General features: G+C 63.5%; 24 protein-coding genes and 2 pseudogenes. 21 read left to right on the top strand and 5 right to left on the bottom strand.

What is annotated here, in order from left to right; genetic code table 11:
* Positions 1 to 52: 52 nt before the first annotated feature.
* The 7 genes from CTP10_RS31485 (at position 53) to CTP10_RS31455 (ending at position 6,222) form a co-directional block, all read left to right on the top strand.
* Entirely contained in the window at positions 53 to 1,993 is a 1,941-nt protein-coding gene (locus tag CTP10_RS31485) for an amidohydrolase (protein WP_271816120.1), read from the top strand.
* 33 nt (positions 1,994 to 2,026) lie between these two features.
* Positions 2,027 to 2,485, top strand: a complete 459-nt coding sequence (locus tag CTP10_RS31480) for a DoxX family protein (RefSeq protein WP_199414776.1) — start codon at positions 2,027 to 2,029, stop codon at positions 2,483 to 2,485.
* A gap of 5 nt (positions 2,486 to 2,490) precedes the next feature.
* The gene (locus tag CTP10_RS31475) at positions 2,491 to 4,122 is read left to right on the top strand and encodes an MFS transporter (RefSeq protein WP_271816118.1); all 1,632 of its coding nucleotides are present in this window, start codon (positions 2,491 to 2,493) and stop codon (positions 4,120 to 4,122) included.
* A gap of 31 nt (positions 4,123 to 4,153) precedes the next feature.
* A complete protein-coding gene (locus tag CTP10_RS31470; protein ID WP_116318601.1) occupies positions 4,154 to 4,432 on the top strand; it encodes a XapX domain-containing protein in 279 nt (92 codons plus the stop codon).
* On the top strand, positions 4,419 to 5,525 hold the full coding sequence (locus CTP10_RS31465; RefSeq protein WP_116318600.1) for a porin: 1,107 nt from the start codon (positions 4,419 to 4,421) through the stop codon (positions 5,523 to 5,525). The genes CTP10_RS31470 and CTP10_RS31465 overlap by 14 nt, the downstream gene beginning before the upstream one ends.
* A gap of 80 nt (positions 5,526 to 5,605) precedes the next feature.
* A complete protein-coding gene (locus CTP10_RS31460) occupies positions 5,606 to 5,980 on the top strand; it encodes a response regulator transcription factor (RefSeq protein ID WP_233528028.1) in 375 nt (124 codons plus the stop codon).
* Between the two features lie 98 nt (positions 5,981 to 6,078).
* Positions 6,079 to 6,222, top strand: coding sequence for a DUF2789 family protein (locus tag CTP10_RS31455; protein WP_116318598.1), 144 nt, complete (start codon positions 6,079 to 6,081; stop codon positions 6,220 to 6,222).
* On the opposite strand, the gene CTP10_RS31450 is transcribed toward CTP10_RS31455, so the two are convergent.
* A complete protein-coding gene (locus CTP10_RS31450; protein WP_116318597.1) occupies positions 6,166 to 7,185 on the bottom strand; it encodes a nitrilase-related carbon-nitrogen hydrolase in 1,020 nt (339 codons plus the stop codon). The two genes, CTP10_RS31455 and CTP10_RS31450, sit on opposite strands and share 57 nt — an antisense overlap.
* Before the next feature lie 389 nt (positions 7,186 to 7,574).
* Between CTP10_RS31450 and CTP10_RS31445 the strand changes: the two genes are divergently transcribed.
* Together CTP10_RS31445 and CTP10_RS31440 are read left to right on the top strand one after the other, a co-directional pair.
* Positions 7,575 to 7,757 carry a hypothetical protein gene (locus CTP10_RS31445; protein WP_147316202.1) on the top strand — a complete coding sequence of 61 codons (183 nt, stop codon included), beginning with the start codon at positions 7,575 to 7,577 and terminating at the stop codon, positions 7,755 to 7,757.
* A gap of 340 nt (positions 7,758 to 8,097) precedes the next feature.
* Positions 8,098 to 8,820 (top strand): hypothetical protein, encoded by a 723-nt coding sequence (locus CTP10_RS31440; RefSeq protein WP_116318596.1) that lies wholly within the window; start codon positions 8,098 to 8,100, stop codon positions 8,818 to 8,820.
* Positions 8,821 to 9,134: 314 nt separating this feature from the next.
* Here the strand turns inward: CTP10_RS31440 and CTP10_RS31435 are convergent, their stop codons facing one another.
* The 3 genes and pseudogenes from CTP10_RS31435 to CTP10_RS31425 form a co-directional block, all read right to left on the bottom strand.
* Complete coding sequence (locus CTP10_RS31435) at positions 9,135 to 9,716, bottom strand: TetR/AcrR family transcriptional regulator (protein ID WP_116318595.1); 582 nt, start codon at positions 9,714 to 9,716, stop codon at positions 9,135 to 9,137.
* A 27-nt stretch (positions 9,717 to 9,743) separates the two neighbouring features.
* A pseudogene (locus CTP10_RS31430) lies at positions 9,744 to 10,028 on the bottom strand (DUF302 domain-containing protein); the annotation flags it as partial.
* 50 nt (positions 10,029 to 10,078) lie between these two features.
* Positions 10,079 to 11,545, bottom strand: coding sequence for an amidase family protein (locus tag CTP10_RS31425; RefSeq protein ID WP_116318594.1), 1,467 nt, complete (start codon positions 11,543 to 11,545; stop codon positions 10,079 to 10,081).
* Between the two features lie 418 nt (positions 11,546 to 11,963).
* On the opposite strand from CTP10_RS31425, the gene CTP10_RS31420 reads away from it, so the two are divergent.
* A complete protein-coding gene (locus tag CTP10_RS31420; RefSeq protein WP_116318593.1) occupies positions 11,964 to 12,392 on the top strand; it encodes a hypothetical protein in 429 nt (142 codons plus the stop codon).
* A gap of 496 nt (positions 12,393 to 12,888) precedes the next feature.
* Here the strand turns inward: CTP10_RS31420 and CTP10_RS41340 are convergent, their stop codons facing one another.
* Positions 12,889 to 12,990, bottom strand: a complete 102-nt coding sequence (locus CTP10_RS41340; protein ID WP_367395318.1) for a hypothetical protein — start codon at positions 12,988 to 12,990, stop codon at positions 12,889 to 12,891.
* Positions 12,991 to 13,070: 80 nt separating this feature from the next.
* On the opposite strand from CTP10_RS41340, the pseudogene CTP10_RS31415 reads away from it, so the two are divergent.
* From CTP10_RS31415 to CTP10_RS31365, 11 genes and pseudogenes are all read left to right on the top strand, one after another.
* Positions 13,071 to 13,259: pseudogene (locus tag CTP10_RS31415) on the top strand (amidase family protein); the annotation flags it as partial.
* The gene (locus tag CTP10_RS31410) at positions 13,252 to 13,692 is read left to right on the top strand and encodes a nuclear transport factor 2 family protein (protein WP_158577650.1); all 441 of its coding nucleotides are present in this window, start codon (positions 13,252 to 13,254) and stop codon (positions 13,690 to 13,692) included. The pseudogene CTP10_RS31415 and the gene CTP10_RS31410, both read left to right, overlap by 8 nt.
* A gap of 208 nt (positions 13,693 to 13,900) precedes the next feature.
* On the top strand, positions 13,901 to 14,410 hold the full coding sequence (locus CTP10_RS31405) for a hypothetical protein (RefSeq protein ID WP_116318590.1): 510 nt from the start codon (positions 13,901 to 13,903) through the stop codon (positions 14,408 to 14,410).
* Between the two features lie 70 nt (positions 14,411 to 14,480).
* Positions 14,481 to 15,395, top strand: a complete 915-nt coding sequence (locus tag CTP10_RS31400) for an FAD-dependent oxidoreductase (protein ID WP_199414547.1) — start codon at positions 14,481 to 14,483, stop codon at positions 15,393 to 15,395.
* Entirely contained in the window at positions 15,349 to 16,302 is a 954-nt protein-coding gene (locus CTP10_RS31395) for a GMC oxidoreductase (RefSeq protein ID WP_199414546.1), read from the top strand. The genes CTP10_RS31400 and CTP10_RS31395 overlap by 47 nt, the downstream gene beginning before the upstream one ends.
* 458 nt (positions 16,303 to 16,760) lie before the next feature.
* The gene (locus CTP10_RS31390) at positions 16,761 to 17,243 is read left to right on the top strand and encodes a GMC oxidoreductase (protein ID WP_158577649.1); all 483 of its coding nucleotides are present in this window, start codon (positions 16,761 to 16,763) and stop codon (positions 17,241 to 17,243) included.
* Positions 17,244 to 17,285: 42 nt separating this feature from the next.
* Positions 17,286 to 18,467, top strand: coding sequence for a ferritin-like domain-containing protein (locus CTP10_RS31385; RefSeq protein WP_158577648.1), 1,182 nt, complete (start codon positions 17,286 to 17,288; stop codon positions 18,465 to 18,467).
* Positions 18,468 to 18,489: 22 nt separating this feature from the next.
* On the top strand, positions 18,490 to 18,918 hold the full coding sequence (locus CTP10_RS31380; protein WP_116318587.1) for a nuclear transport factor 2 family protein: 429 nt from the start codon (positions 18,490 to 18,492) through the stop codon (positions 18,916 to 18,918).
* 88 nt (positions 18,919 to 19,006) lie between these two features.
* Positions 19,007 to 19,903: a hypothetical protein gene (locus tag CTP10_RS31375; protein WP_116318586.1), complete on the top strand. Its 897-nt coding sequence runs from the start codon at positions 19,007 to 19,009 to the stop codon at positions 19,901 to 19,903.
* Between the two features lie 18 nt (positions 19,904 to 19,921).
* Positions 19,922 to 21,457, top strand: coding sequence for a GMC oxidoreductase (locus CTP10_RS31370; protein ID WP_116318585.1), 1,536 nt, complete (start codon positions 19,922 to 19,924; stop codon positions 21,455 to 21,457).
* 483 nt (positions 21,458 to 21,940) lie between these two features.
* Positions 21,941 to 23,614: an arylsulfatase gene (locus CTP10_RS31365; RefSeq protein ID WP_116318584.1), complete on the top strand. Its 1,674-nt coding sequence runs from the start codon at positions 21,941 to 21,943 to the stop codon at positions 23,612 to 23,614.
* The last annotated feature ends 361 nt before the right edge of the window (positions 23,615 to 23,975 follow it).

Genomic DNA, 23,975 nt, shown 5'->3' with positions numbered 1-23,975 from the left:
CAGCCCGACCCGGTCGATGCATTACCTGCTGATTTCATAGCTCACAAACAGTATGTCTGTCACCCGCCGGCAATTCATCGCCTCGGCTGCCGCCCTCGGCGCGGCAGCTTCTTCGGAGATCTTCGCCATGACACCTGGCAATTCCCCCGACCTCATCCTCGTCAACGGCAAGTTCACCACGCTCGACAAGTCCAACCCGCAGGCAGACGCCGTGGCCGTCCGCGACGGGCGCTTCGTGGCCGTCGGCACGCGCCAGGACGTGATGAAGCTGGCCGGCGCGCAGACGCAGGTCGTGGACCTGAACGGCCGGCGGGCCATCCCCGGGCTGATCGACAGCCACATGCACATCATCCGCGGCGGCCTGAACTACAACATGGAGTTGCGCTGGGACGGCGTGCGCTCGCTGGCTGACGCCATGCGCATGCTGAAGGACCAGGTCGCGCGCACGCCGGCACCGCAGTGGGTGCGCGTGGTCGGCGGCTTTACCGAGCACCAGTTCGCCGAGAAGCGGCTGCCGACCATCGACGAACTGAACGCGGTGGCGCCCGATACCCCGGTGTTCATCCTGCACCTGTACGACCGCGCCATCCTCAACGGCGCGGCGCTGCGCGCGGTGGGCTATACCAAAGACACGCCCAACCCGCCGGGCGGCGAGATCGTGCGCGATGCGCGCGGCAACCCCACCGGGCTGCTGCTGGCCAAGCCGAACGCCACCATCCTGTATGCGACGCTGGCCAAGGGCCCCAAGCTGCCGCCCGAGTACCAGAAGAACTCGACGCGCCATTTCATGCGCGAGGTCAACCGGCTGGGCGTGACCGGCGTGATCGATGCGGGCGGTGGATACCAGAACTATCCCGAGGACTACAGCATCATCGAGGAGCTGCACAAGGACGGGCAGCTGACGGTGCGGCTGGCGTACAACCTGTTCACGCAGAAACCCAGGGAAGAACTGAACGACTTCAGGACCTGGACCGCCAAGGTCAAGCCGGGCCAGGGCGACGACCTCTACCGCCACAACGGCGCGGGCGAGATGCTGGTCTACACCGCGGCCGACTTCGAGGACTTCCGCGTCGAGCGCCCCGACATGGCGCCGTCGATGGAAGCTGACCTGGAGCCCGTGATCCGCCTGCTGGCGGAGAAGCGCTGGCCGTGGCGGCTGCATGCCACCTATGACCAGACCATCGCCCGTGCGCTCGATGTCTATGAGAAGGTGGCCAAGGACATTCCGTTCGACGGCCTGAACTGGTTCTTCGACCATGCCGAGACCATCTCCGACCGCAATATCGACCGCATCGCCGCGCTCGGCGGCGGCATCGCCGTGCAGCACCGCATGGCCTACCAGGGCGAGTACTTTGTCGAGCGCTACGGCGCACGCGCCGCCGAGGCCACGCCGCCGGTGAAGAAGATGCTGGAAAAAGGCGTCAAGGTCGGCGCCGGCACCGATGCCACGCGCGTGGCCTCGTACAACCCGTGGGTGTCGCTATACTGGCTCACCACCGGCAAGACCGTGGGCGGCATGGCGATGTACCCGCAGGCCAACCTGCTCGACCGCGAGACCGCGCTGCGGCTGTGGACCGAGGCGAACACGTGGTTCTCTTCGGAAGTCGGCAAGAAGGGCCAGATCAAGGCGGGCCAGCTCGCCGACCTGGCGGTGCTGTCCTCTGACTACTTCAGCGTGCCCGGCGACGAGATCCAGGACATCACCTCGGTGCTGACCATCCTCGGCGGCAAGGTGGTCTATGGCGATTCGGACTTCAGCAAGCTGTCGCCCGCGCTGCCTCCCGCCATGCCGGACTGGTCGCCGGTGCGGCACGTCGGCGGCTACCAGCCGCGGCCGGAAGCGCGCAAGCTGGCGCTGAACACGGCGTGCGGGTGCGCGAGTTCGTGCGGTGTCCATGGCCATGCGCATGCCAAAGCCTGGACCTCGGGCGTGCCGACCTCGGACGAGAGCACGTTCTGGGGCGCGCTGGGCTGTTCCTGCTGGGCCTTCTGACCTGCTGCCGACCGCAGCCAACGGAGACCGGCCATGCCTGAACCGATGACTTCCCTTCCCCTGGCGCCAGCCAGTGCCGCCGGGCTGCCGCGCTGGATGCGCTGGATGCGCTGGCTGCGCTGGGTAGGCCTGCTGCTGCTGTGCGCGGCCTACCTGCAGGGCGGCCTGTTCAAGCTGGCCGACTTTCCCGGCGCGGTGGCCGAGATGCGGCACTTCGGGCTGAACCCGCCGGTGCCGCTGGCAATCGCCACCATCGTGCTCGAGCTGGGCGCGTGCGCCATGATCCTGCTGGGCTGGCGGCGCTGGCTGGGCGCGCTGGCGCTGGCGGCGTTCACGGCCGGCGCGACCTTCATCGCAAACCGCTTCTGGGAAGCGCCGCCAGAAGCCCGCTTCATGATGACCAACGCGTTCTTCGAACACCTGGGCCTGGCCGGCGGCTTCCTGCTGGTGGCCTGGCACGACCTGCGCGAGCGCGCAACCCGGCACGGCTGACCAAGATGGCAGAGCAAGCAACGCACTCCCCTTCCCGCCCCGCCGATGGCGGCACCTTCGCGCCGCTGGCGCAGGCCACGTTTGCCGTGCTGTGGGCGGCGACCATCCTCGGCAACGTCGGCAGCTTTATGCGCGACGTGGCCAGCGCCTGGCTGGTCACCGACCTGTCGTCGTCGCCGGCCGCGGTCGCGACGATCCAGGCCGCGGCAACGCTGCCGGTGTTCCTGCTGGCGATCCCGGCCGGCGTGCTGTCCGACATCCTCGACCGGCGCCGCTTCCTGATCGCGATCCAGGTCGGGCTGGCGCTGGTCAGCGGCACGCTGATGATGCTGGCCTGGCGCAATGCGCTGACGATCGAGATCCTGATCGCCATGGCGTTCCTTGGCGGCATCGGTGCGGCGCTGATGGGGCCGACCTGGCAGTCGATCGTGCCCGAACTGGTGCCGCAGCAGGAACTCAAGCGCGCGGTTGCGCTCAATGCGCTGGGTGTCAACATCGCCCGCGCGATCGGCCCGGCCGCGGGCGGCCTGCTGCTGGCGGCGTTCGGCGCGGCCGTTACCTATGGCATGGACCTGCTCAGCTATGTCTTCGTGGTCGCCGCGCTGCTGTGGTGGAAACGCCCGGCACGCGCTGCCGACCCGCTGCGCGAGCATTTCCTCGGCGCGTTCCGCGCCGGGCTGCGCTTTACCCGCGCCCACAGCAAGCTGCATGTCGTGCTGGCGCGGGCCGCGGTGCACTTTGCCTTTGGCAGCAGCATCTGGGCGCTGTTGCCGCTGGTGGCCAGGCAACTGCTGAAAGGCGGCGCCAGCCTCTATGGCGTGCTGCTGGGCGCGGTCGGGCTGGGCGCGATCCTCGGTGCACTGGTCATGCCGCGGCTACAGCGGCGCCTGGACGCGGACGGGCTGATGTTGCTCTCTGCCTGCACCACCGCGGTGGTGATGGCCGGGTTATGCGTGGCGCCGCCGGTCTGGATCGCGCTGTTGCTGCTGCTGTTCCTGGGTGCGGCATGGATCATCGCGCTGACGACTTTGGGCGGCGTGGCGCAGGCGATCCTTCCCAACTGGGTGCGCGGGCGCGCGCTGGCGGTCTACCAGATGGTGTTCAACGGCGCGATGGCGGCGGGCAGCCTGGTGTGGGGCTTTGTCGCGCAGGCATTGGGGACGCCCGGCGGGCTGCTGGTGGCCGCGGCAGGCATGCTGGTGGCAGCGCTGCTGCTGCACCGGCTGCGCCTGCCCCGCGGCGAAGATGACCTGGGACCGGCACGGCACTGGCCCGAACCCGAAGGCGCCGCGGCTATCGCGCATGACCGCGGCCCGGTCATGATCCTGATCGAATACTGCGTGCGTGCGCCCGACCGCGACGCCTTCCTGCGGGCGGTGCACCAGCTTTCCGAAGAACGGCTGCGCGACGGGGCCTTCAACTGGGGCGTGATGGAAGACCCGGCCGACCCGGAGTTGCTGACGGAGTGGTTCCTGGTCGAATCATGGGCCGAGCATTTGCGCCAGCACGAGCGCGTGCCCCACGCCGATGCCGACCTGCAGCGCGAGGTGACGCGCTTCCATGTCGGCGACAAGCCGCCGCGCGTGCGGCACCTGCTGGGCGTCGGATTGCCGCCGGCTCCTGCGGCGCGCCACTGATTCCCATGCTCTTGTTCCCGGAGACTTTCCGATGAAGCTTTATCTTGTTTCCCTCGGCGCCGGCATCCTCGTCGGCATCATCTATGCGCTAATGCAGGTCCGCTCGCCAGCGCCACCCGTGGTGGCGCTGGTCGGCCTGCTCGGCATGCTGATCGGCGAACAGGTGGTGCCGCCGATCAAGCGCCTGATCGCCGGCGAGCCGGTCACCATCGCATGGTTCCATTCGGAATGCGTGCCGAAGATTACCGGCGCCCCCGGCCCGACGCTGAACGTGGCCAGCAAGACGCCTGCGGATAATGCGACGAACTGACCTGCACCAGCTCGCCGCCGCTGCAACTGGGCTCGCGGCGCTAACGCTTTCGGCTCATGCCGCTGGCAGTGTCACCGTGTATGGTCGGCTGAACACGGCGCTGGAAGCCAGCCACGCCAGCACTGCCACCGACGGTACGGCGTCAAGCAGCGTGCTACGCCAGACCAATAATCGCTCCGTGTTTGGGCTTCGCGGAGAGGAGTCGCTCGGCGGCACATTGAAGGCGCTATGGCAAGTGGAAAGCAACCTGTCTCTGGATGACGGGCAGGGGCAGATTGCCGGCCGCAACTCACGCATCGGTCTACAGGGCAGTTACGGGCTGATCTTCTTAGGCCACTGGCACACGCCCTATACCGAAGCCACGATGGGCTACGACCCCTACTACCCGACAACGGCCGGATATATGGCGCTGATCGGCAATGGCTCGGCTTCCAGCACGAACAATGTTGAAAACGTCAGTGCGTTCGACCGACGCCAGAAGAACATACTGCAGTACCGTTCTCCGTCATGGCGCGGGCTGGGCCTGTGGCTCGGGTGGGGTCTACCAGAGGAGAAGGCCACCGTACCACGCAACCCGGCGCTCTATTCCGTTGCCGCCGTCTATGACGGTGGCGCGCTCAATGGGACGTTGGCGTGGGAGCGGCACCAGCACTATCAGGCCGCAGGTCGCAACGACGACGCGATCAAGCTAGGGCTGGCGTGGCAGATGGCACCTGGCACGCGCTTGGCTGCTGTCTACGAACACCTCCACTATCGCACCGACAGTGGAGACTTGCAGCGCAATGCCTGGTATGCATCGCTGGTGCAACGATTCGGGCCGGGCAGCATCCGTATTGGCGTGGCCTACGCCGCCAATGGCACTGGCGGCTCCACAGAAACGGTGGGCTTTTTCCGCAGCGGCGCCGACACCGGTGCGGTGCAGTACACCGTCGGCTATGACTATCCGCTGTCGAATCGCACAGCGCTGTATGCTTACTACAGCCGCATCGACAATGCGCGCAATGCGATCTATGACTTCGCCATCAACGATCTCGGCGTGCGCGCCGGGGCCGATCCCCAGACTTTCGCGCTGGGATTGCGCCACAATTTCTGAAGGGTCGGTGGCACTTGCCTGCAGAGATCGCACAATAGTGCTTTGAACCCTGCTATCGGGTGATGAAAATAAGGACCCATGTGAATGCCATCCCAGTAATTGCACTCGTCGACGACGATGCGGCTGTGCGGCATGCCTTGGGTCGGCTCGTGCGCGCGTTCGATCTGGCCGTTGAGTTGTATCCGAGCGCGATGGACCTCCTTCAATCGGGTTCAATAGACGCCATCGACTGCATCATCACGGACGTGCAGATGCCGGGGATGGACGGCTTCGCGCTAAATGATGCGCTGCGGGCGCGCGGGCTTCGCCTACCAATCATCTTCATGACGGGCTTCGAACAGAAAGGCTATGCGCTGCGCGCCCAAGCCGCCGGCGTAGCGTGCTTTCTGAGCAAGCCATTCCAGGAATCGGACGTCCTGCGTTGCATCGAGCGTGCGCTGGGGATGCATCGATAAGTCTTCCATACCCCTTACGTCTGCGCCCTCACACCTACAGCCAGCGCGTACTGGTAGCGCCTCGCCCAGACTGACCACAACTCCATTCCTTAGCTGAACTGTTCGCACAACTCGGTTTGCCGTCCGACGAGAGTGACGTCAAGGCATTTGTCGCGAAACGCTCGCCGCTGCCGCTCGACATCGAATTATGGGAAGCCTCGTTCTGGACGCCCGCTCAGGCCTCCCTGTTGCGCGGCGAATGAGTCTTGATTAATGAACGATTCGGCGTGCGCGGCGCGTTCGTGCAGGTGGGCGGTATCCGTTCGGTCGATCAGGAGACTAAGCAACTCTGGTCTGTTGTAGTGTCCAGCCGAGTCCATCAACACCTTGCGCCGGTCGATCAACGAGAAATCAAGATCGGCGATGACCTCACCCTCACCCGAGCGGATAGGTTCGCCCAACAACATGCCGTCCGGTGTCACGATAGTGGTCAAGCAACCGCCAGAAATCGGCTCGATGTTGCATCCCGTGTCCCTCATGATTTGCGCCTGCTGGTCAGGATCCAACCACGCTGTCGCATTCACCACGAAGCAGCCAGACTCAAGCGCATGGTGTCGGATATTGATTTCCATCCTTTTGGCAAAGCCTTCGCCGAAGGCTGACCCCGGATACATGGCCGAATGGATCTGTTCTCCGTCGGCGATCATCGCGTAGCGCGCGAGCGGATTGTTGTGCTCAAAGCATGCGAGCTGGCCGATTCGTCCGACCTTGCTGTCGACCGCGCGAAGGCCAGACCCGTCGCCCTGACCCCAGATCATGCGTTCGAAATGCGTGGGCGTGATCTTTCGGCGGCGCTGGATCAGGGTCCCATCTGCGTCGAAAAGCAACTGCGCGTTGTAGATGGTGCCTCTGTCACGCTCATTTACACCAATGGACACCACCATCCCAGCCTTGCGGGCCGCATCTCCGATTGCATGGGTGGCAGGGGACGGTACCGTCACGGACTGCTCGAGCAACCTGAGATGTTCATTTCCGGCAAGGAGTTGGAGGCCCGTCTGGACCGCTGAGAAATATGGGTAGTATGGCACCACCGTTTCCGGAAACGTAGCGAACTGCACCCCCTTCTCACCAAGCTCGTGGATCTTCTGCACGACTTTATCCACGGTTGCCTCACGGCTGTAAAGCACAGGGCTGATCTGGACTGCGGCAGCTTTGATGACTGTCATTTGAAAAATTTCCTTTGCATGGGACGCGACACCGTAGTGCCGCAACGAAGTTGGACAGGCGGCAGCAGTTCAGTGTCGAACGTTCGTGACAACTGGCTCCGACGGTCGAGGTAGCAGCCTTCAAGTCAGGCGGGTTCGGCTCAGAACCGCCGGGTCCACGCAGGCGTCCAAGCACTTGCTCGACGCGGCGGGACAGGGCAAGCAGCTCACGGTCGCGACTAGCGACCGCATCGAGCTCGAGCTCGCGCTTTCATCGGATGCGATGGAAGCGATAATATAAATTTCTGCGTTGGCTGGCAGGACTAACTTCCCTCCTTTTCTGCCAACGTTGAAAGGCGGGCTTCCGCAACTCCTTGTGTTCCCCGAAGCGCATCAGCGGGAGTTCGTGCTTGCACGAGGAACAGACCAGAGATGGCGATCATCAGGAACGAGAGCAGGTTGGAGAGCCGCAAACCGCGACGATGTTCCCCGTGGCAATCCGGGTAGGTATCAAGCAGTACAAGGGCAACGATTGGCATCGGGCGCCGGTCAGCGGGTTGGCGATACCTCGCATCCCGGCCACCGGCGAATGACACGACGACTCTGAGTTTGCCCATCGCGGCGGCCAGAGGGCATACGCCTGACAGCTTCCGGACTGTATCCTGAACGAAACAGATTGCACCGATTTCACCACTGCCTCGAATCTATTTGTCTGCCGTAACATAATAAAAACAACACATCCGGCAATGTTGGCATCTTTGTTGCGGTTTATTTGGGGTGACGACCGGGCGCGCCAAGCCTGCCGAACAGCAGGGCATTTTGCATGGGTCGCGGGGATAGAAAGATTGCGGTTTGCGCCATGCCCTGCCCATTTCGCCGGGTCGCATGCCAAGACAAGTTTCGAATCCGGGGCACTTCGGCCAGGAGACTGCGATGTCCAAGAGATTCCTCCTTGTGCTTGCAATTTCATTCTTTCTCGGCGGCTGCGGCGGCGGCGATGACGACAACGACGGCACAGGGGCAGCCAGCACGCCGGTGCAGCCTCTGACGGTGCCACTCACCACAGCCATGGCAAGTCTGGCGGCGAATGGACTGACCGCAAATTTCTCGATTTCCGGCACGGTAGAGAATGTGCCCGTATCAGGCTCCGGGACCCTGATCGCCACCCCTTTCGTTGCGACCTCACTGGATAACACTTCGGTATTGAGGACCACTGAAACCGTTAGCGGCACGGTTGTCGCAAATGGTAATTCGGCGCCATTCTCGAACACCAGGGCCATCTTCCGCAATACGGTTACCTATGCCGTAATGGTGATCGACGAGGGGGACGCCTTCGTGGTGTTCGCCGACTATACGATTCCACCGACCGTAAAGGCCGGCGACTCGGGACCGCTGGCAACCGCCACGATCTTCTCGGACAGCACACGGGCCACGAAGGTCGGTACGCTTATCGAGTTATATAGCGTGGCCACCGATACCGGAAGCAGCCTCCTGCTGACCTTGATCGACAAGATGTTCGACAACAGCAATGCCCGCATCGCCGAGGATGAGACAACGTTCCGCATCGACACCAGCGGCAACATCAGCTTTGTTTCGTCCAAGTCCACGGCATTCAATACCAATGGGCAATCGCTGGGGACTCTGGTGTTCCAATAGGGCAATCAGGAGCACCCCTATAGGCCGATCATGCAAGGCGGGGCGCGAATATCGGAACCAATGGTCGGGCCAGACCATCGGTTTGGTTTCTTCGCGACCGCCGGCACGACTCGAACGAAAGAAGCGCCGGCGATCGCCTTCTCGTCAGTTGACCGGGATCGGCCAGTTTCTGCCGTTCAATTGGGTCACAGGGCGGATGCTCGAACGGCTGCTTCACGCCGGTGGCAGTCGGTGGCCCACCTGCAGGTCACCTTGGATCTCGGACATTGAACTGGCTCAGCCCTGAGAAGGCTCGGGCGCGCGCGACGAAATCTTCATACAGGCGACTCTCGGGCAAGGAGGAGCGCTGCCTCGACGCCGCCTTCCAGGATTTGCTCCGCGCGTGCAACGTCTGGCACGGCGCGCGCGAACTGGAGGGTTCCCACCATGAGAGCGAAGATGGCAGTTGCCCGACGACCCGCTGCTGTGGAATCCGCATCTGGGAGCAATGCGGCCAATGTCGCAACGAAGCTTTGCAACCCATCCTCATAGGTTTGCCGTATTGACACCGAGTGCCTAGCGATTTCCGGAAGCAAAGCCGCCGAAGGACATCCGCATGCCAAGTCCTCGCGATGCGCGTGACTGAGGTAGCTTCGAATCACTCCCTCAAGGTCAGCGCCCGTCTGGAGTTTCTGTTCGAGGTCCCGTTGCCGCTCTGCGAGCGCGCCCCCGACCGCCTCGCGAACAAGCTCCTCCTTGGACCCGAAGTGGGGATAGAATGCGCCATTGGTCAGACCGGCCGCTCCCATGATCCCGCTGATGCCCGCAGCCGAGACTCCCTCTCGGCGGAAGCATTTCGAGGCGACCTCGAGAATGTGCTGCCGAGTCGCGGCTTTGTGACCTTTTTCGAAACGCATCTTCTCTCCACTCGTGTCCTGCGGCCGTCAGTTTGCAGGCGCCTCCAACAAGGCTTGGAGGTCGCGATCAAGCTGATTAGCCACGGTATTAACCTCCTCGCTGCCAAACTGGCCGAAAACGGAGGCTGGTCGATCATATTCAAACCCGACACCACCATCGCCATCCTCGCGCAGCAGCACACGGATGGGTGCATAGAGCCCCGCCGACAGTTGATGGCGGGTCATCTTCGACGCGGTGAGCGGATTGCCGATATCGTACTGGATGGATCGGCGCGTCAGCCCAGCAATAGCAAGCAGCGCCCCGTGGTCACGTCAGTTGCTGTTTGGGGTTGGCCCGTTTCCCACGGAAAGGGGCTAGAACGTCAGAGCGTCGGCGGCTGGGTGCCTAAGACTGCCTCGATCCCGCGGGCAAGCTTCAGAAGCGCCCGGTCGCTCGCCAGCGGGGCGTCCAGTTCAAGACCGATCGGAAGGCCCGCGCGAGACATGCCCGCAGGGAGACTGATACCCGGCAGACCCACGCTGCTCGCTGACAAAGTATGGTTCGCCAAAGCGAGGTAGCTGACTTCCTGGCCCGCGATGTGAAACTCATCCTGCTTCTCGATCGAAGGCGCCATGCAGGGCGTCGTCGGCTGCAGAATGGCAAGCGCCCCTCGCGTGACGAATGCCTGGTTCAGGCGGCGCTGGATTTCCGGACGGCTTACGTTGAGCGCAGTCTGATAGGCCTCCACTGAGGTAGCGCCTGCACCGCCCGGCAGTACGATGTTCTCCCACGCTTGGCGAAGCTGGGGCTTGAGGCCTCCGTAAATCGCCTCGAACGTGGTCGGAATATTGTGTAGACGGAGGAATTCCGAGACCGCGCCCTGGGTCTCATGGGCGAAAATGCCCCACGTAGTTGTCTGGACGAGGGCATTGAAATCCTCCCCGAGGTCGATCTCAAAGACCTCGGCGCCGGCGTCCTGCAACCGCCGAACTACCTCACGAAAACGATTCTCGACTTCCGAGTCCACCAAACCCAGAAACTGCCGCGGCGCGAAAGCCAGTCGGACTCCCTTAAGGTTGAAATCCCACTCGACGGGCTCCGCAGCCTGCTCCCCGGTGACGACCTGGTCCAGCAGTATGCAATCCTCAACACTACGCGCGAATACACCCGTCGTGTCGAGAGTGTGGGAGATCGGTGCGACGCCGTTACGCGGCCAGCGTCCTGTGGTCGGCTTGAACCCGACGACACCACAGAGCGACGCGGGCACACGGATCGATCCGACTGTATCGCCACCCAAGGCGGCGGGCACTATCCCGGCGGCCACTGATGCGGCAGAACCGCTTGATGACCCTCCCGTGACGCGATCGTGGGCGCGCGGGTTCTTCACCTGGCCATAGCGCTCGTTGTGCCCGGTCAGCCCATAGGACATCTCCACCAGATTGTTCTTGCCGAAGACGAGAGCACCTGCATCCTTGATCGCCCGGACCGCATCGGCGTCTTCCGTCGGAATGAAGTGCGCCAGACGATCGAGGCCGATACTCGTGGGCAGCCCCCTCGTCAGGTAGCTGTCCTTCACCCCGATCGGCACACCCAGTAGGGGACCCTCTGCCCCGGCCGACCGCGCCTTGTCTGCGTTCTTCGCAGCCTCAAGCACGGCGTCTCCGTCGATGGTGATGAAAGCGTTAAGGTCAGCGTGCGACCGAGCCTGCCGCAGCAAAGCCGTAGCGTACGCCTCTGATGTCATCTCCCCGCCGCGGATCGCGTTGGCGGCCGCGGCGAGCCCGAGTGAAGCGAACCTCTGCACTTCTGGCGCAGACGTTTGGCTAGAGCTGGCGATCGTGTCGTTCATAAATTCCTCACAAGAAAGGTGTCTACCCGGCATTTCACGACCGCGAGAAGAGTCGCAGCTCATGAAATTACGATCATAATATAGCATTACGCTCGTAATACAAGAGGTTTCGAAGGCGACGGGCGTGGCTGGACCGTAGACACCGTTGGTCGACGAACGGTTGCTGTGTCCTCGGAAACCGTCGCCGGCTTAGCGAGCATATCTAGAGGCAGATCGCCAGCTTCTGGTCGGTCTCGGCCCTCGGTCCGACCTGGGCAGGGGGCATGCCGGCGCCAGAGGCGACTACCGACCCGAAGCCTTGCGGCTACCCGGCAAGCACTGTATATTTATACAGTTGTCGCCGCATCCCGAAAAAGCTGGCTCCTGAAGCGAGCCCGTGCGGCGCCTGCGCTTTCTCTCCCCACCTCGAAAGGCAATCATGTTCGTGGACCGCACCGAAATCATCAACGCCGCCAAGGCATTGCGCGCCAGCCAGGAAGAGTCCAGGTACAGCAAGCTCGTCGCGCTCGCGAACAAGCAACTCAAGGCAATGCAAACGGCAATCCAGAGGGGCAAGGAAGAATTCGAGACCAGACTGGTACTCGACATCAACGAAGACAATCCGCAAGCAGCGCTGGAACCGCGCGCGCAACGGCTAGCCGACGACCTCAGAGCGCAGGGCTACACCGCGACGGTGACCACGTTTGCCGAGGTCAGCACCGACCGCAAGAACTGGACGCCGAATATCACGGTCGTCATCGGTCTGGGCGACATGGTTTCTGGAGACGACAACGCGATAGCGGAAAGCACGGTGACCGACGAGACGGAAGTCGCGCTGACTGGCGAAGCTACCAGTGAAATGGCCTGACAGCAGGCTGGCAATCAGAGATAAGGACCGGCATCACGGGGCTTCGGGCACAGTCGCGTGCTTGATGGTTTCTCCAACAACGGAAATCTGCACGCGATTTACCAGTGGCTGACCCGATGAAGGAAACCGTGGCGTGTAAGGACGCAATAGCCTGCGTCTTGTTCGAACGAGGATTGTCACCACGCACGGCGGGTGCGCTTAACATCCGCCTTGGGCCTACGAGCCTTCAACGGCAGAGAAGCGTCGTTCAGAGACGGCCGCCGTTTCGCGACAGCATCAGACCGAGACCAGTATCAATCGCTCGTTTAACTGTATCCAACGACCGTTACTGCCGTTGCGGTCATTCTCAGACGCTAGCGCCATCCATTGACATCCTCTCCGGGCTAAACCCGGGAGATTGCTACTTCTAGCGCCTGATGTCCCAGGCGGGCAATGTTGCACGCGGGCGTTCGTGTCGCGGTCGTGTACCGACCCGCACGAGCAACACGTCCACTCCTTATTCCAAGTTTGGCCCTACCTTTTTCGGACTGCTGGACGAGATAACGCCACAGCACGAGCACGTTTGGGTTGAAAACGCTTCGTCGACCTCTGCGAACACCACTGCTTGCCTGATGGCCTTGTACTGGAGTTGTGCCCTGAACGTCGTCCACGCGGCATCGAGCGAACTTTGCCATACTCGTTTCCCAGCAACCCGCGGCCAGCGTGCCCTGCGGCTTCACGCAAACAGGCCTGCCCGTTGGGCTCCAGATCATCGGTGCCGCGCACGCCGATGCGCTGGTCCTGCGCGCCGCGCGGGCATTTGAAGCGACACAGGAAGGGTCGCTGCCCTGCGCCGACCACATCTTCAATGGAGATTCCGATGACTGAATCCGAAGTGAAAACGCTGTTGGCGACTTTTGGCTCCGCCTTCCGTGCAGGCGATGCGGACGCGGCGGCCGCCTGCCTTGCCGAGGACTTTACCTGGCACCTTCCTGCCGCCAACGGCGATCCGCGCGGCCAAGTCCTGCAAGGTCGTGAGGCCACGCTGCGCTACTTGCGCGAGCGGTTTGCCGAACAACAAGGCGGCAATGGCGTGGCCTTTTCGGACGGCCGCATGGAGGTGTTCGGCGACATGGTGATGCTGCGCTATCGCGTCCGCGGTACGACTGAAGGTGGCCAGCCAGTGGATGCAATGGGACTCGACGTGTTCCACGTTGCCAATGGGCGGATTCTGTCGAAGGATGCGTACTGGAAGCAGGTGACCTGGCGCTGTGGTCCGCGCCGCCAGGACAGCGGTCCTGTCCACGCCAGCCTTTCCTAGCTCGGCCTCCATGCCGGGCAATCTCGGAGAGTGCGATGTCCTCGCCGCTTCCGCTGCCGACCAGGCGCTCGCACGTGAATTGATCCGCCGACTGCCGAAAAGCAGACGTAAGCAATATTGAATTGCTTGCCGGATCGTGCGAACTAGCATTTGGATACATCCGTGCCTGGCCTGACAGCGGCCCGGAAGCGTGCAGGCAGATATCCCCATGGCATCCTCCAATCCGACAGCCGCAAACCTTGACGCCCGACAGGACGCCTTCGTCCATGCGTGCGCGGCGCTCACCGGCTTCACGCCTTTCGATATCCTGGGCACCGGACTCGTGCGGCAGCATCTCGACTTCGTCACTGCTGTCGCGGGCGTTGACGCCATCGACGAGCTGACGGACCGCATCGCCGCCCTGCCGCCCGACGAACCGGCACGCGACCGCGCCATGCGATCGACCATCCTCGCCGACGAGTGGCTGGGTCCCATTGCCCGCAGCCTGATCAAGCTCTGGTACGTCGGCACGTGGTTCGCCCTGCCACCGGAATGGCAGGCGCGGTACGGCGTCTCGCCGCTCGACGTCACCACCATTCCCTCGTCAGAATCCTATGTCGAGGCGCTGGTCTGGCTCGCCATCGGCGCACATCCGCCAGGCGCGAAACAGCAGGGCTTCGGCGCATGGGCCGAGCCGCCGGGGGGAGGCACGATCGCGCTCGTGCGTCACCGACGATAGCCATCGGCAGCGAACAGAACAACAGCTCTAGCCAACACCGCTAACCTCGCCGTTTCTGCCGGAGGGATCCATGCGTCTTGTGTCCGCATCAGAGGCCGCGCAACGCACCTACGACCTGGTAGTGATCGGCGGCGGCCTTACCGGCGCGCTGGTCGCGCGCCGAGTGGCCCGGGCCGGCAGGCGTGTGCTGATCCTGGAGGCCGGCCCCGGTGCGGCCGCCTCGTACACTGGATACCAGCAATACCTGAACAACTACTACCGCGCGCTCGCCAAGATTCCCGAAGCGCCGTTTCCGTCGAACCCGAACGCCCCCGAGCCCACGGTGCTCGACCCCACGCAGATCCAGCCCGGCCATCCTGATACCAATGGCTACTTCGTGCAGCTAGGTCCACTGCCGTTCCGCAGCACCTACGCCACCTACCTGGGCGGTACCACCCTCCATTGGCTGGGCACCTCGTTGCGCATGCTGCCCGAGGACTTTGCGCTGCGGAGCCGCTTCGGCGTGGCGTCGGACTGGCCGATCTCGTACGCCGACCTCGCGCCGTGGTATGCCGAGGCGGAGCGCCAGATCGGCGTCTCCGCCAACGTGGACGAGCAAGCCTACGGCGGGGTCACCTTCCCGCCGGGCTACGTCTACCCCATGCACGGCCTGCCACCAAGCGTGGTCGACCAGCGCCTGGCCGGCGACCTCGCCGGCATGCGCTTTGATATCGATGGCGAGCAGCACCCGCTCGACGTGATCGGCACGCCCGCATCGCGCAACGGCATCCCCAACGAGGCCTACGATGGCGGCAAGGGCTACCGTCCGGTCGGCGCAGTGCACAATCCCGCCATCGGACACCGCTGCCAGGGGAACTCGAGCTGCGTACCGATCTGCCCGGTGCAGGCGAAGTTCAACGCATTGAAAATTCGACAGCATCGACTCCGCACAAGTCGACATGGTGGTGCAGGCGGTGGTGAGCCGGCTCGCCATCGACCCCGATAACGGCCGCATCACCGGTGTCATGTTCAAGTATTACCCCGACCTTAGCGCGCCGGGCTACCAGACGTTCGGTGTCCAGGGCAGCCTCTACGTGCTGGCGGCCCACGCGGTGGAGAATGCCAAGCTGCTGCTGGCGTCGGGTGCGGCCAATTGCAGCGGGCAGGTCGGACGCAACCTGATGGACCACACCGAGCTGCTGACGTGGGGGCTGATGCGCGAGCCGGTCTGGCCATTCCGCGGGCCGGTGGCAACCTCCGGCATCGAGGGCATGCGCTACGGTACGTTCCGCCGGCATTCGGCGGCCTTCCGCATCGAGATCGGCAACGATGGCTGGAGCTGGCCGGAGGAAACACCTGAGTCCGATGTGCAGGAAATGGTCGACGGCCGCAACCTCTACGGTACGGTGCTGCGCGAACGGATGACGGCACTCGTTACCCGCCAGATGCGCTTCGGCATCCTGGTTGAGCAACTCCCCGAATGGTCGAACCGCGTTACCATCGACCCGACCTGGCAGGACCAGCTCGGGAGCTTCCGGCCTGTCATCTCGTACAACCTGTCCGACTACACGCGCGCCGGCTTCGCGCTGGCGCGGCACGTGTCCGACCTGATCTTCCGGCGCTGCGGCATCGAAGACCACTCTGTGTACGACCCGGCCGATCCCGGCTTCTTCAACTACCGCGGCCGGGGCTATGTGTTCCAGGGCGCTGGGCATTACATGGGCACACACCGCATGGGCAGCTCACCGCGCGGCTCGGTGGTGGACCCCAACCAGCGCACCTGGGACCACGCCAACCTCTACCTCGTGGGCTGCGGCAACATGGTCACCGGCGCCACGTCCAATCCCACGCTGACAGCCTCTGCGCTGACGCTGTGGGCAGCCGAGCACATCGTGGCCGATCTGGGCCGCTAGCCGCGGGCCAACCAGGGGCGTTGCCATGCGCACAATCGCCGCCGACGAATTATCCGCACACCGCTACGACGTTGTGATCGTCGGCGCAGGCATCGGCGCGGCGATGCTCGCGCGCGTGCTGTCGGCACGGCACCGCCGCATCCTGCTGGTCGAGGCCGGTACGGGCGACGTGGAGCGCTTCAGCGAGTTCGAGGACTACCTGCGCACGTTCTACCGCGCGCTCGCCAAGATTCCCAATTCGCCCTTCCCGACTAGCGCCAACGCCCCCCAGCCGCTGGAAACCGATGTGCGCCCCATCGCCGGCACCACGCCGTCCACGGTCGGCTGGTTCGTGCAGACCGGGCCCAACCCATTTGAGAGTGGTCGTGGCCGCGCAACGAGCCGACCGATACCGTCGCCGCGTTCGTCGACAGCGCCAACCTGTCGGCGCACGGCTGCGGCAGCGCGCAGAGGCCGACATGCCCCGCCAGGTACGAGTCGACATGATGACCGAGCAGCTTCCGTCGGCGGCCAACCAGGTGAACGTCGACCCGGCCTTCACGGATGCGCTCGGCAACTTTCGTCCCGTGATCCGCTATGGGGTCGACAACTACACGCAGGCTGGCCTCGTATTCGGCCGCAGCTTCGCCCAACGCGTGTTCCGGCGGCACGGAATCGAGGACTTCACCGTGTTCCCGCCCGGCGATCCCGGCTTCTTCACGCACGGCAGCGCGGGATTCGTCTGGAGCGGTGTTGGCCACGTGGCCCGCGCGCACCGAATGGGGACGTCCGCGGCGCACGCGGTGGTGGACCACCGGCAGAAGTCGTGGGAGCACGACAACCTGTACATCGTCGGCTGCGGCAGCATGCCCACGCTGGGCACGTCCAATCCGACGCTGACCATGAGCGCGCTGAACCTGCGCACCGCCGGCTTCATCGATCGAGGCCTGGACGGGATCTGAGACGCCCCGACCGCAACGATCACTTGCCCCGAGGAGATGTCCATGCAAGCCACCGCCGCCGGCGCACAGGAAATGCAAGCCATCCGGCAGGCCTATCAGGACATGGAGGTGGGTCCGCTGGAGCAGGAGCTGGAAGCCCTGCGCCGTTTCCTGCAGGCCGCCCTCAAGCTGGAACACGCCACCCTGCCGCCATACATGACCGCGCTCTACTCGCTCTACTCGCTCGGCGCGGGAGTGCCGTGGGAAGTGATAGAAGTGTACCGCTCCGTGCTGGTGGAAGAGATGCTGCATATGGTGCTGGCCGCCAACGTGCTGAACGCCATCGGCGGCAAGCCGGTTACCTACGGGCAGGAATTCATGCCCGACTATCCAGCCTGCCTGCCGTACGACGTCGACAACATCGAGGTCAGCCTGCTGGGCTTCTCGCGCGCGGCGGTGGAGCAGGCGCTGGCAATCGAGCGGCCGAAGCGGGTCGATCCCGCCCGGCTGCGGCAGCTTGCGCACCTTACCGCCACCGGACGACTGGTCAATGCCGCCGGCGTCGGTACAAGTGCCGTGCCCGAGGTGCCACCGGGCATGACCATCGGTGAGTTCTACCACTTCATCGAAGGAAAGCTACGGGCAGTGGTGGCCAGATATGGCCCGGCACGGGTCTTCACCGGCAACGTGGCACATCAGATTGGCCCAGATATCTACTACTACGAGGGCGCGGGCAATGTCGTGCCGGTCCACGACCTCGACAGCGCCATCGAGGCCATGGAGGTGATCCGCGACCAGGGCGAAGGCGCGAGCCACGGTATCTGGGCTGGCGACCGCAAGATGTTCCACGACTTCCCGGAGGTGGCCCACTACTTCCGCTTCAACCAGCTCGCACTCGGCCGTCTCTACGTCGAGGGCGACACGGTTGCCTCGGGGCCGACCGGCCCGACGCTGGAAGTGCCGTGGGAGCACGCGTCGCACATCGTGGCCAACGCCAAGGTGAGCCAGTACCCCGCCGGCAGCGACGTGCGCGCGCACGCGGACGCGTTCAACAGGGCGTACTGCAGCCTGCTGCGCAGCATCGACCGCGCGTTCAATGGCCAGCCAAACCTGCTGCTGGGTGCGGTGCCGCTCATGCTCGCCATCAAGGACCTCGCCGCCCGCCTGATGCGCAATCCCTTCCCCGGGCGCGAAGCGGATGGGCTGCACGCGGCGCCCACGTTTGAATTCGTCGCCGTCGATTGATGGCCGATTCCCGGAGCACGACATGCCAGATACCCAGATACAAGCCACGCTGGACAAGCTCGGAACCGCCTACCGCACGCAGAATCTCGCGCTTGCGCTCTCCACCATGGACGAGCGCGTGGTGTGGGACATCAGCGGTCCCAACGACGTGCCGTACTGCGGCGTCTACTACGGCCACGAAGGCTTCTCCCGCTTCTGGTGGCTGCTCGGCACGACCGTGGCCTTCCATGAGGCCGGCGGGCACACCACGCTGTATGGCGATGACGTGGCCGTCGCGCTCGGCGGCGAGTGCGGCAGCTTGCGGGCCACGAACCGCACCTACCACTATGACTGGGCGGTGGAATACCGGTTCGGCGCCGACGCACGCATCGTCACCATGCGGCAGTACTGGGACCCGGGGCGTATCCATGCCGCCCTGGGTTCGACGCTCAACTGGCCCGGCACGAAATGACCGCTATTTGCTCCCCTCCCTCGTGAATGGGGCGAAGAAAAAACCCGAGGGCCTTTCATTCTGAATCTGTCTCTTAAGGAGAAGCGTCATGACGTCACCCACCAATGCGGCCCCGCACAGCCAAGCGCTGCCGGACGTCCCGTCTCCCTTCACGATGCCGTTCTACTACGCCTCGCTCGGCAACTGCGACGTCTACTACCTCGTGGACATGGCCCGCGTGGCCCCCTTCCTGCAGGACACCGGACTGACGCCCGCCAGCTTCGGCGGCAAGGCGCTCGTCGCCTACAACTACCAGATCTACCCGGGCATGTTCTCGGCCGGGCGCGACGTTCCGCCCGACAAGTGGCCACTCTCCGGAGGCGACTTCACGCAGGAGTTGGAGCTGAACATCATCGTCTACCCCACGCACCTTGCTGCCCTGGTCGCGCAGGTCGACCTGCGGCAGTTCCTGCTCGGCGACGAGCAATCGAAGACGATTGGCAACCACCGCGTGTTCGTGCCTTGCGACAGCGACATTGCCATTGCTGCGGGCGAAACGCTGTTCGGCGAACCGAAGTTCAAGACGAGCTTCCGCGCCAACATCCCCTCGTTCAACCCGGTGCGCGCGTCGTCGGCCGACTACCACCCCGCCTGGGTACATGCCTGGGGTTTCCGCGTCGACGACCCGCAAAGTAGCACCCAGAGCATCTTCACCTGTTTCGTCGACCTCGACGGGCTGCTCCCCCAGCCGGCCAATCCATCGCCGATCACAGAATACGGGCACTACCAGAACCGCATGATCGGCTGTCGCTGGAACATCCTGCAGCCTATGTCGGTGTTCTTCCTCGATGGCGCCGATACCGCGCGGGTGCGGCTCGAACTGGGCGACAGCAGCCATCCGATGCGGGCCGCAATGCAGACGCTAATCGGCAATGCGCCAGCCTGCGCGGTGCGCACCTTCCTGTCCGCGCCCGCAGCGATCCAGAGCCGGGCCTACTACCCCTGAGCCGCGACGGGAGCCATCATGAGCAAGACGCTGCTGGACCAGCTCTATTTCAGGACACTGGCCGAGGTGTCGGGCGAACGCTTCGACTACATCGTGATCGGCGCGGGGGCCTATGGCACCAGCTTCGCCCACAAGGCGCTGGCGCTCGATCCGCGATGCCGCGTGCTGCTGTTGGAAAAGGGCAGCTTCCTGATCCCGGAACACATCCAGAACCTGCCGCCCACCTACATCGACCTGAACCAGCAGGCTGGCACCACGCCGTGGGCGTACACCGGCACCGAGAAGTTCATGCCTCAGATCCCTTACGCAGGCGGCCGGGCGCTGTTCTGGAACGCATGGGTGCCCCAGCCGCCGCGCCTTGAAATGCCCGACTGGCCGGAAGCGTCGGTCGAAAGCCTCACTGACCAGTGGCTCGCGGCGGGCCGCTACCTGGGACGGCGCTACTCGCTGGAAGCCCCCGGCAATGCCAACGCTTCGCTCGGCGCGGTCATGCGCGAGCGCCTGTTCGACGGTCTCGATACCATCCGCAACGCCATCCCCGCCGGCAACCCCGCCTCGCTCGACTCGGCGATGGCCACGGCCCAGGGCGGTGCCGGCGGGGAATGGTCCAAGTTCGCGCCGATCGCGGTGCTGGTAGCCGACGTGCAGGCCGACGCGGCCCGCCTGGCCGTGGTCAGCGAAGCGGAGGTGCTTCGCCTCGCCCGCAGCGGCGACAGGATCGTCGGGATCGAAACGACGCAGGGCCAGCTCGCCGTCAACGATGCGCAGGTGATACTGGCGTGCAATACGCTGGAAGCGGCGTTCATCGTGCAGCGGTCTGCGGTCGGGCTGCCGCTGGTGGGCAAGAACCTGTGCGGGCACATCCGCTCGTGGCTGGCGCTGCGCATGCCCGCGACCGAGGTGCCGGGATGCTCCGACGGCCTGCAGGTGTGCGCGTTCTACCTGCCCGGCCAGGCAGCCGACGGTCGCCTGCTGCACACCCACATCACCGTGGCCCACAATCCGACGCCGGCACTCTCATACGACGTGCTCTACAAGGTCCTGCCCGATGCATCGATGGCGCAGACGCTCACCACATACCAGGACCCGGCATATGTCGTCGTCATGCTGCACACGATGGGCGAGTTCCTGGGCGAGCGCAGCGCAAGTTCGTGGAACTATGCCGGCGTCAATGACAGCGGCCAGGCCGTGGTGCACGTGGTGATGCGCCCCGGGGACCATGCGTTCTGGGGCGAAATGGACCGCACCACCTTCGACGTGGGCCGGGTGCTGGCCGGCGAGGCCGCCGTGCAGTACCAGCAAACCGACGGCTCGTGGTTAGCCGAGCCGCCGCCGTCGATCCGCAACAGCGGCCTGGTTCACGAGGCCGGCACGTTCTGGATGGGCGAAGATCCCGCCGGCTCGGTCACCGACATCAATGGCACCGTGCATGGCCTGGTCAACCTGCATGGCGTGGGCAGCATGCTGTTCCCGCGACCGGGCTCGTTCAATCCCACCCTGACCGGGATCGCCCAGTCGTTCGGGCTGGCGCAGCGACTGGCGGGGGCACGCTGAGGCATGCGGCCGCTGACTTTGCAGCAGCAAGGGAATCTCAATCGGTTGGGATTGAGTACTCAAAGGGATCTAGCCCGTCCAGCCTCGCGCCTTCGCAGCATTTAGTGCTGTGTCGAGGAGACGCCGACCGGCTTACCGGGCCATCGTTAATGAATTCCATCTTCGGATCGCGCATCGCGCATCCCAGGGTCGCATAAATTCGATGGTGCGGCCGTACGCGATATACGTTTTGAAACCGTTCGCGGGGAGATAGGAGGCGGACCCGCAGGTAGGGCAGTGGGCACGAGTCCGATCCTCACTTTTCCCGCCAACGGCCAATTCCTTTCATACGCCAATCAAAAAGATTCACTTCGAATTGGCGTGCGCCTAGTAGATTCTGAATCGGCTGCAGATCCGACAACTGGAATGCCAATCTAATAGCCAAGAGCCAGTATCGCACGTGATGTTTCGGCGCCAACGGCCAAACGCACAAGGGAGAATGCGATGAAAAGTGATATTCGCAGCATACTGGTGCTGCTCCGCTCGGTGTGGTGCTACGCCTCCACATGCATTCTCGTTGCGCTGACTCTGACGCTGATCCCGACTCTCGCCTTTGCCCAGACGCCTGCCACGAAGCCAAACATTGTTGTCATCTTCGGCGACGATATTGGCCTCTGGAATGTGGGGGCATACGCACATGGCATCATGGGTCGGACTCCCAATATCGACAGCCTCGCCCGTGACGGCGCGCTCTTTACTGATCACTATGGCCAGCCCAGTTGCACCGCCGGGCGCGCAGCGTTCATCACAGGCCAAATGCCGGTGCGCACTGGCATGACGACGATCGGCATTCCGGGCTCCATGCGCGGCATCCAGAAGGAAGACCCCACGCTGGCCGAAGTGCTGAAGACTCAAGGTTATGCGACCGGTCAGTTCGGCAAGAACCATCTTGGCGACCGCAACGAGTTCCTGCCTACCGTGCACGGGTTCGACGAGTGGTTTGGAAACCTGTATCACCTGAACGCCGAAGAAGAACCGGAGGAGCTTGATTATCCGGGGCAACGCAACCCGGAATATCTAAAGAAGTTCGGGCCGCGTGGCGTACTTCACGCCTGGGCGACCAGCCAGGACGATTCGACCACCGATCCAAAGTTCGGCCGCGTCGGCAAACAGCGGATTGAGAATACCGGACCGCTCACGCGCAAGCGCATGGAAACCTTCGACGCCGAGGTCCTCCAACACACGCTCAACTGGATGGACCGGGTCGGCAAGGACAACAAGCCGTTCTTTCTCTGGTTCAATTCCACGGCGATACACATTTGGTCGCACCCACAGCATCAGTATGTGCAGAAGGCCGTTGCCGAGGGACGTGCAGAGCAGGACGTGGTGCGCGCCAGAATGATCGAGCATGACGAGCAAGTCGGGAAGATCCTCAACAAACTGCGTGAAATGGGCGTGGCTGAGAACACGATTGTCATCTACACCACCGATAACGGCAATGAACTGATGATGTGGCCGGACGGTGGCTACGCCCCGTTCCGAGGAGAGAAAGGCACCACTTGGGAAGGCGGCGTGCGGGTGCCCTGCTTGATTCGCTGGCCCGGCAAGATTCCATCAGGCTCAGATCTCAATGGGGTCCAGAATCACGAGGACTTGTTCGTATCGCTGGCCGCGGCAGCAGGTCTGCCCACGCTGAAGGACGACCTGCTAAAGGGTTATCGGATGAGTGGCACACGGTACAAGGCGCATCTGGATGGCTATAACAATCTCGACTACTGGATGGGCAAGACCGACAAATCCGCGCGACGCGAGATCATCTACTACGACGAGACGGATCTAATGGCCATTCGGGTTGACGGCTGGAAGATGCATATCGGTGTCAAGAAGGATGGAAGCTGGTTCAACACGAAGTACTACCCAAGCGTGCCGTACATTTTCAATCTGCTGATGGACCCGCTGGAGAAGATGGATCCGGAATCGCACGAATGGGGCTATGCGGGCCGACGCTTTGTCGGACAGAAGCTCTGGGCACCGACGGCAGCCGTGCCGTTCCTGGATGCTCACTTGAAGTCGATGGAAGAATATCCACCGCGCCAAGGTGCGGACACGCTCAGCATGAAGAAAGCGATCGACGAAGCAATGAAAAAAATGTCGACGCCGAATAAGGGCAGCAATTGAATGGCAGTTGGCCGCTGGTTCACGCTGGCAATCCGACGTTCATCGCCTGGCACGGTACGGGAGATCCAATGATCGCTCATTGCCAGGGAGCGGTATTAATGGGCGGCTTTCGTTCCGCTTGTGCTGCACAAACGCGGACATGGCGACCTGGGGAAAGATGTGTGTATCTTTGAGCGCCGCTGTCAGCCGTTCGTAGAGCTTTATCTCATCCTGACGCAAGAATGGAGATCTGCGAACAAAACGAAAATCCCTGGAGGAACGCCCGCCCGCCGCTGCTGACTTTAGTATCGACAGGAGAAGGATGCCAATTGCGAAATGGGAACGCCAGCCCTAGCATTGCTTTCACTTGTGACCCTCTGCT

This window comes from Cupriavidus sp. P-10 (assembly GCF_003402535.2).
In the GTDB taxonomy this organism is placed as follows: domain Bacteria; phylum Pseudomonadota; class Gammaproteobacteria; order Burkholderiales; family Burkholderiaceae; genus Cupriavidus.
The sequence above is the reverse complement of the archived record's forward strand: the minus strand, read 5'-3'. Positions and strand labels throughout refer to the sequence as shown.

Coding starts and splice junctions, on each gene's coding strand:
- CTP10_RS31485 (WP_271816120.1), top strand. CDS start 53: ATGTCTGTCACCCGCCGGCAATTCATCGCCTCGGCTGCCGCCCTCGGC.
- CTP10_RS31480 (WP_199414776.1), top strand. CDS start 2,027: ATGCCTGAACCGATGACTTCCCTTCCCCTGGCGCCAGCCAGTGCCGCC.
- CTP10_RS31475 (WP_271816118.1), top strand. CDS start 2,491: ATGGCAGAGCAAGCAACGCACTCCCCTTCCCGCCCCGCCGATGGCGGC.
- CTP10_RS31470 (WP_116318601.1), top strand. CDS start 4,154: ATGAAGCTTTATCTTGTTTCCCTCGGCGCCGGCATCCTCGTCGGCATC.
- CTP10_RS31465 (WP_116318600.1), top strand. CDS start 4,419: ATGCGACGAACTGACCTGCACCAGCTCGCCGCCGCTGCAACTGGGCTC.
- CTP10_RS31450 (WP_116318597.1), bottom strand. CDS start 7,185: ATGACAGTCATCAAAGCTGCCGCAGTCCAGATCAGCCCTGTGCTTTAC.
- CTP10_RS31440 (WP_116318596.1), top strand. CDS start 8,098: ATGTCCAAGAGATTCCTCCTTGTGCTTGCAATTTCATTCTTTCTCGGC.
- CTP10_RS31435 (WP_116318595.1), bottom strand. CDS start 9,716: ATGCGTTTCGAAAAAGGTCACAAAGCCGCGACTCGGCAGCACATTCTC.
- CTP10_RS31425 (WP_116318594.1), bottom strand. CDS start 11,545: ATGAACGACACGATCGCCAGCTCTAGCCAAACGTCTGCGCCAGAAGTG.
- CTP10_RS31420 (WP_116318593.1), top strand. CDS start 11,964: ATGTTCGTGGACCGCACCGAAATCATCAACGCCGCCAAGGCATTGCGC.
- CTP10_RS31410 (WP_158577650.1), top strand. CDS start 13,252: ATGACTGAATCCGAAGTGAAAACGCTGTTGGCGACTTTTGGCTCCGCC.
- CTP10_RS31405 (WP_116318590.1), top strand. CDS start 13,901: ATGGCATCCTCCAATCCGACAGCCGCAAACCTTGACGCCCGACAGGAC.
- CTP10_RS31400 (WP_199414547.1), top strand. CDS start 14,481: ATGCGTCTTGTGTCCGCATCAGAGGCCGCGCAACGCACCTACGACCTG.
- CTP10_RS31395 (WP_199414546.1), top strand. CDS start 15,349: ATGGTGGTGCAGGCGGTGGTGAGCCGGCTCGCCATCGACCCCGATAAC.
- CTP10_RS31390 (WP_158577649.1), top strand. CDS start 16,761: ATGCCCCGCCAGGTACGAGTCGACATGATGACCGAGCAGCTTCCGTCG.
- CTP10_RS31385 (WP_158577648.1), top strand. CDS start 17,286: ATGCAAGCCACCGCCGCCGGCGCACAGGAAATGCAAGCCATCCGGCAG.
- CTP10_RS31380 (WP_116318587.1), top strand. CDS start 18,490: ATGCCAGATACCCAGATACAAGCCACGCTGGACAAGCTCGGAACCGCC.
- CTP10_RS31375 (WP_116318586.1), top strand. CDS start 19,007: ATGACGTCACCCACCAATGCGGCCCCGCACAGCCAAGCGCTGCCGGAC.
- CTP10_RS31370 (WP_116318585.1), top strand. CDS start 19,922: ATGAGCAAGACGCTGCTGGACCAGCTCTATTTCAGGACACTGGCCGAG.
- CTP10_RS31365 (WP_116318584.1), top strand. CDS start 21,941: ATGAAAAGTGATATTCGCAGCATACTGGTGCTGCTCCGCTCGGTGTGG.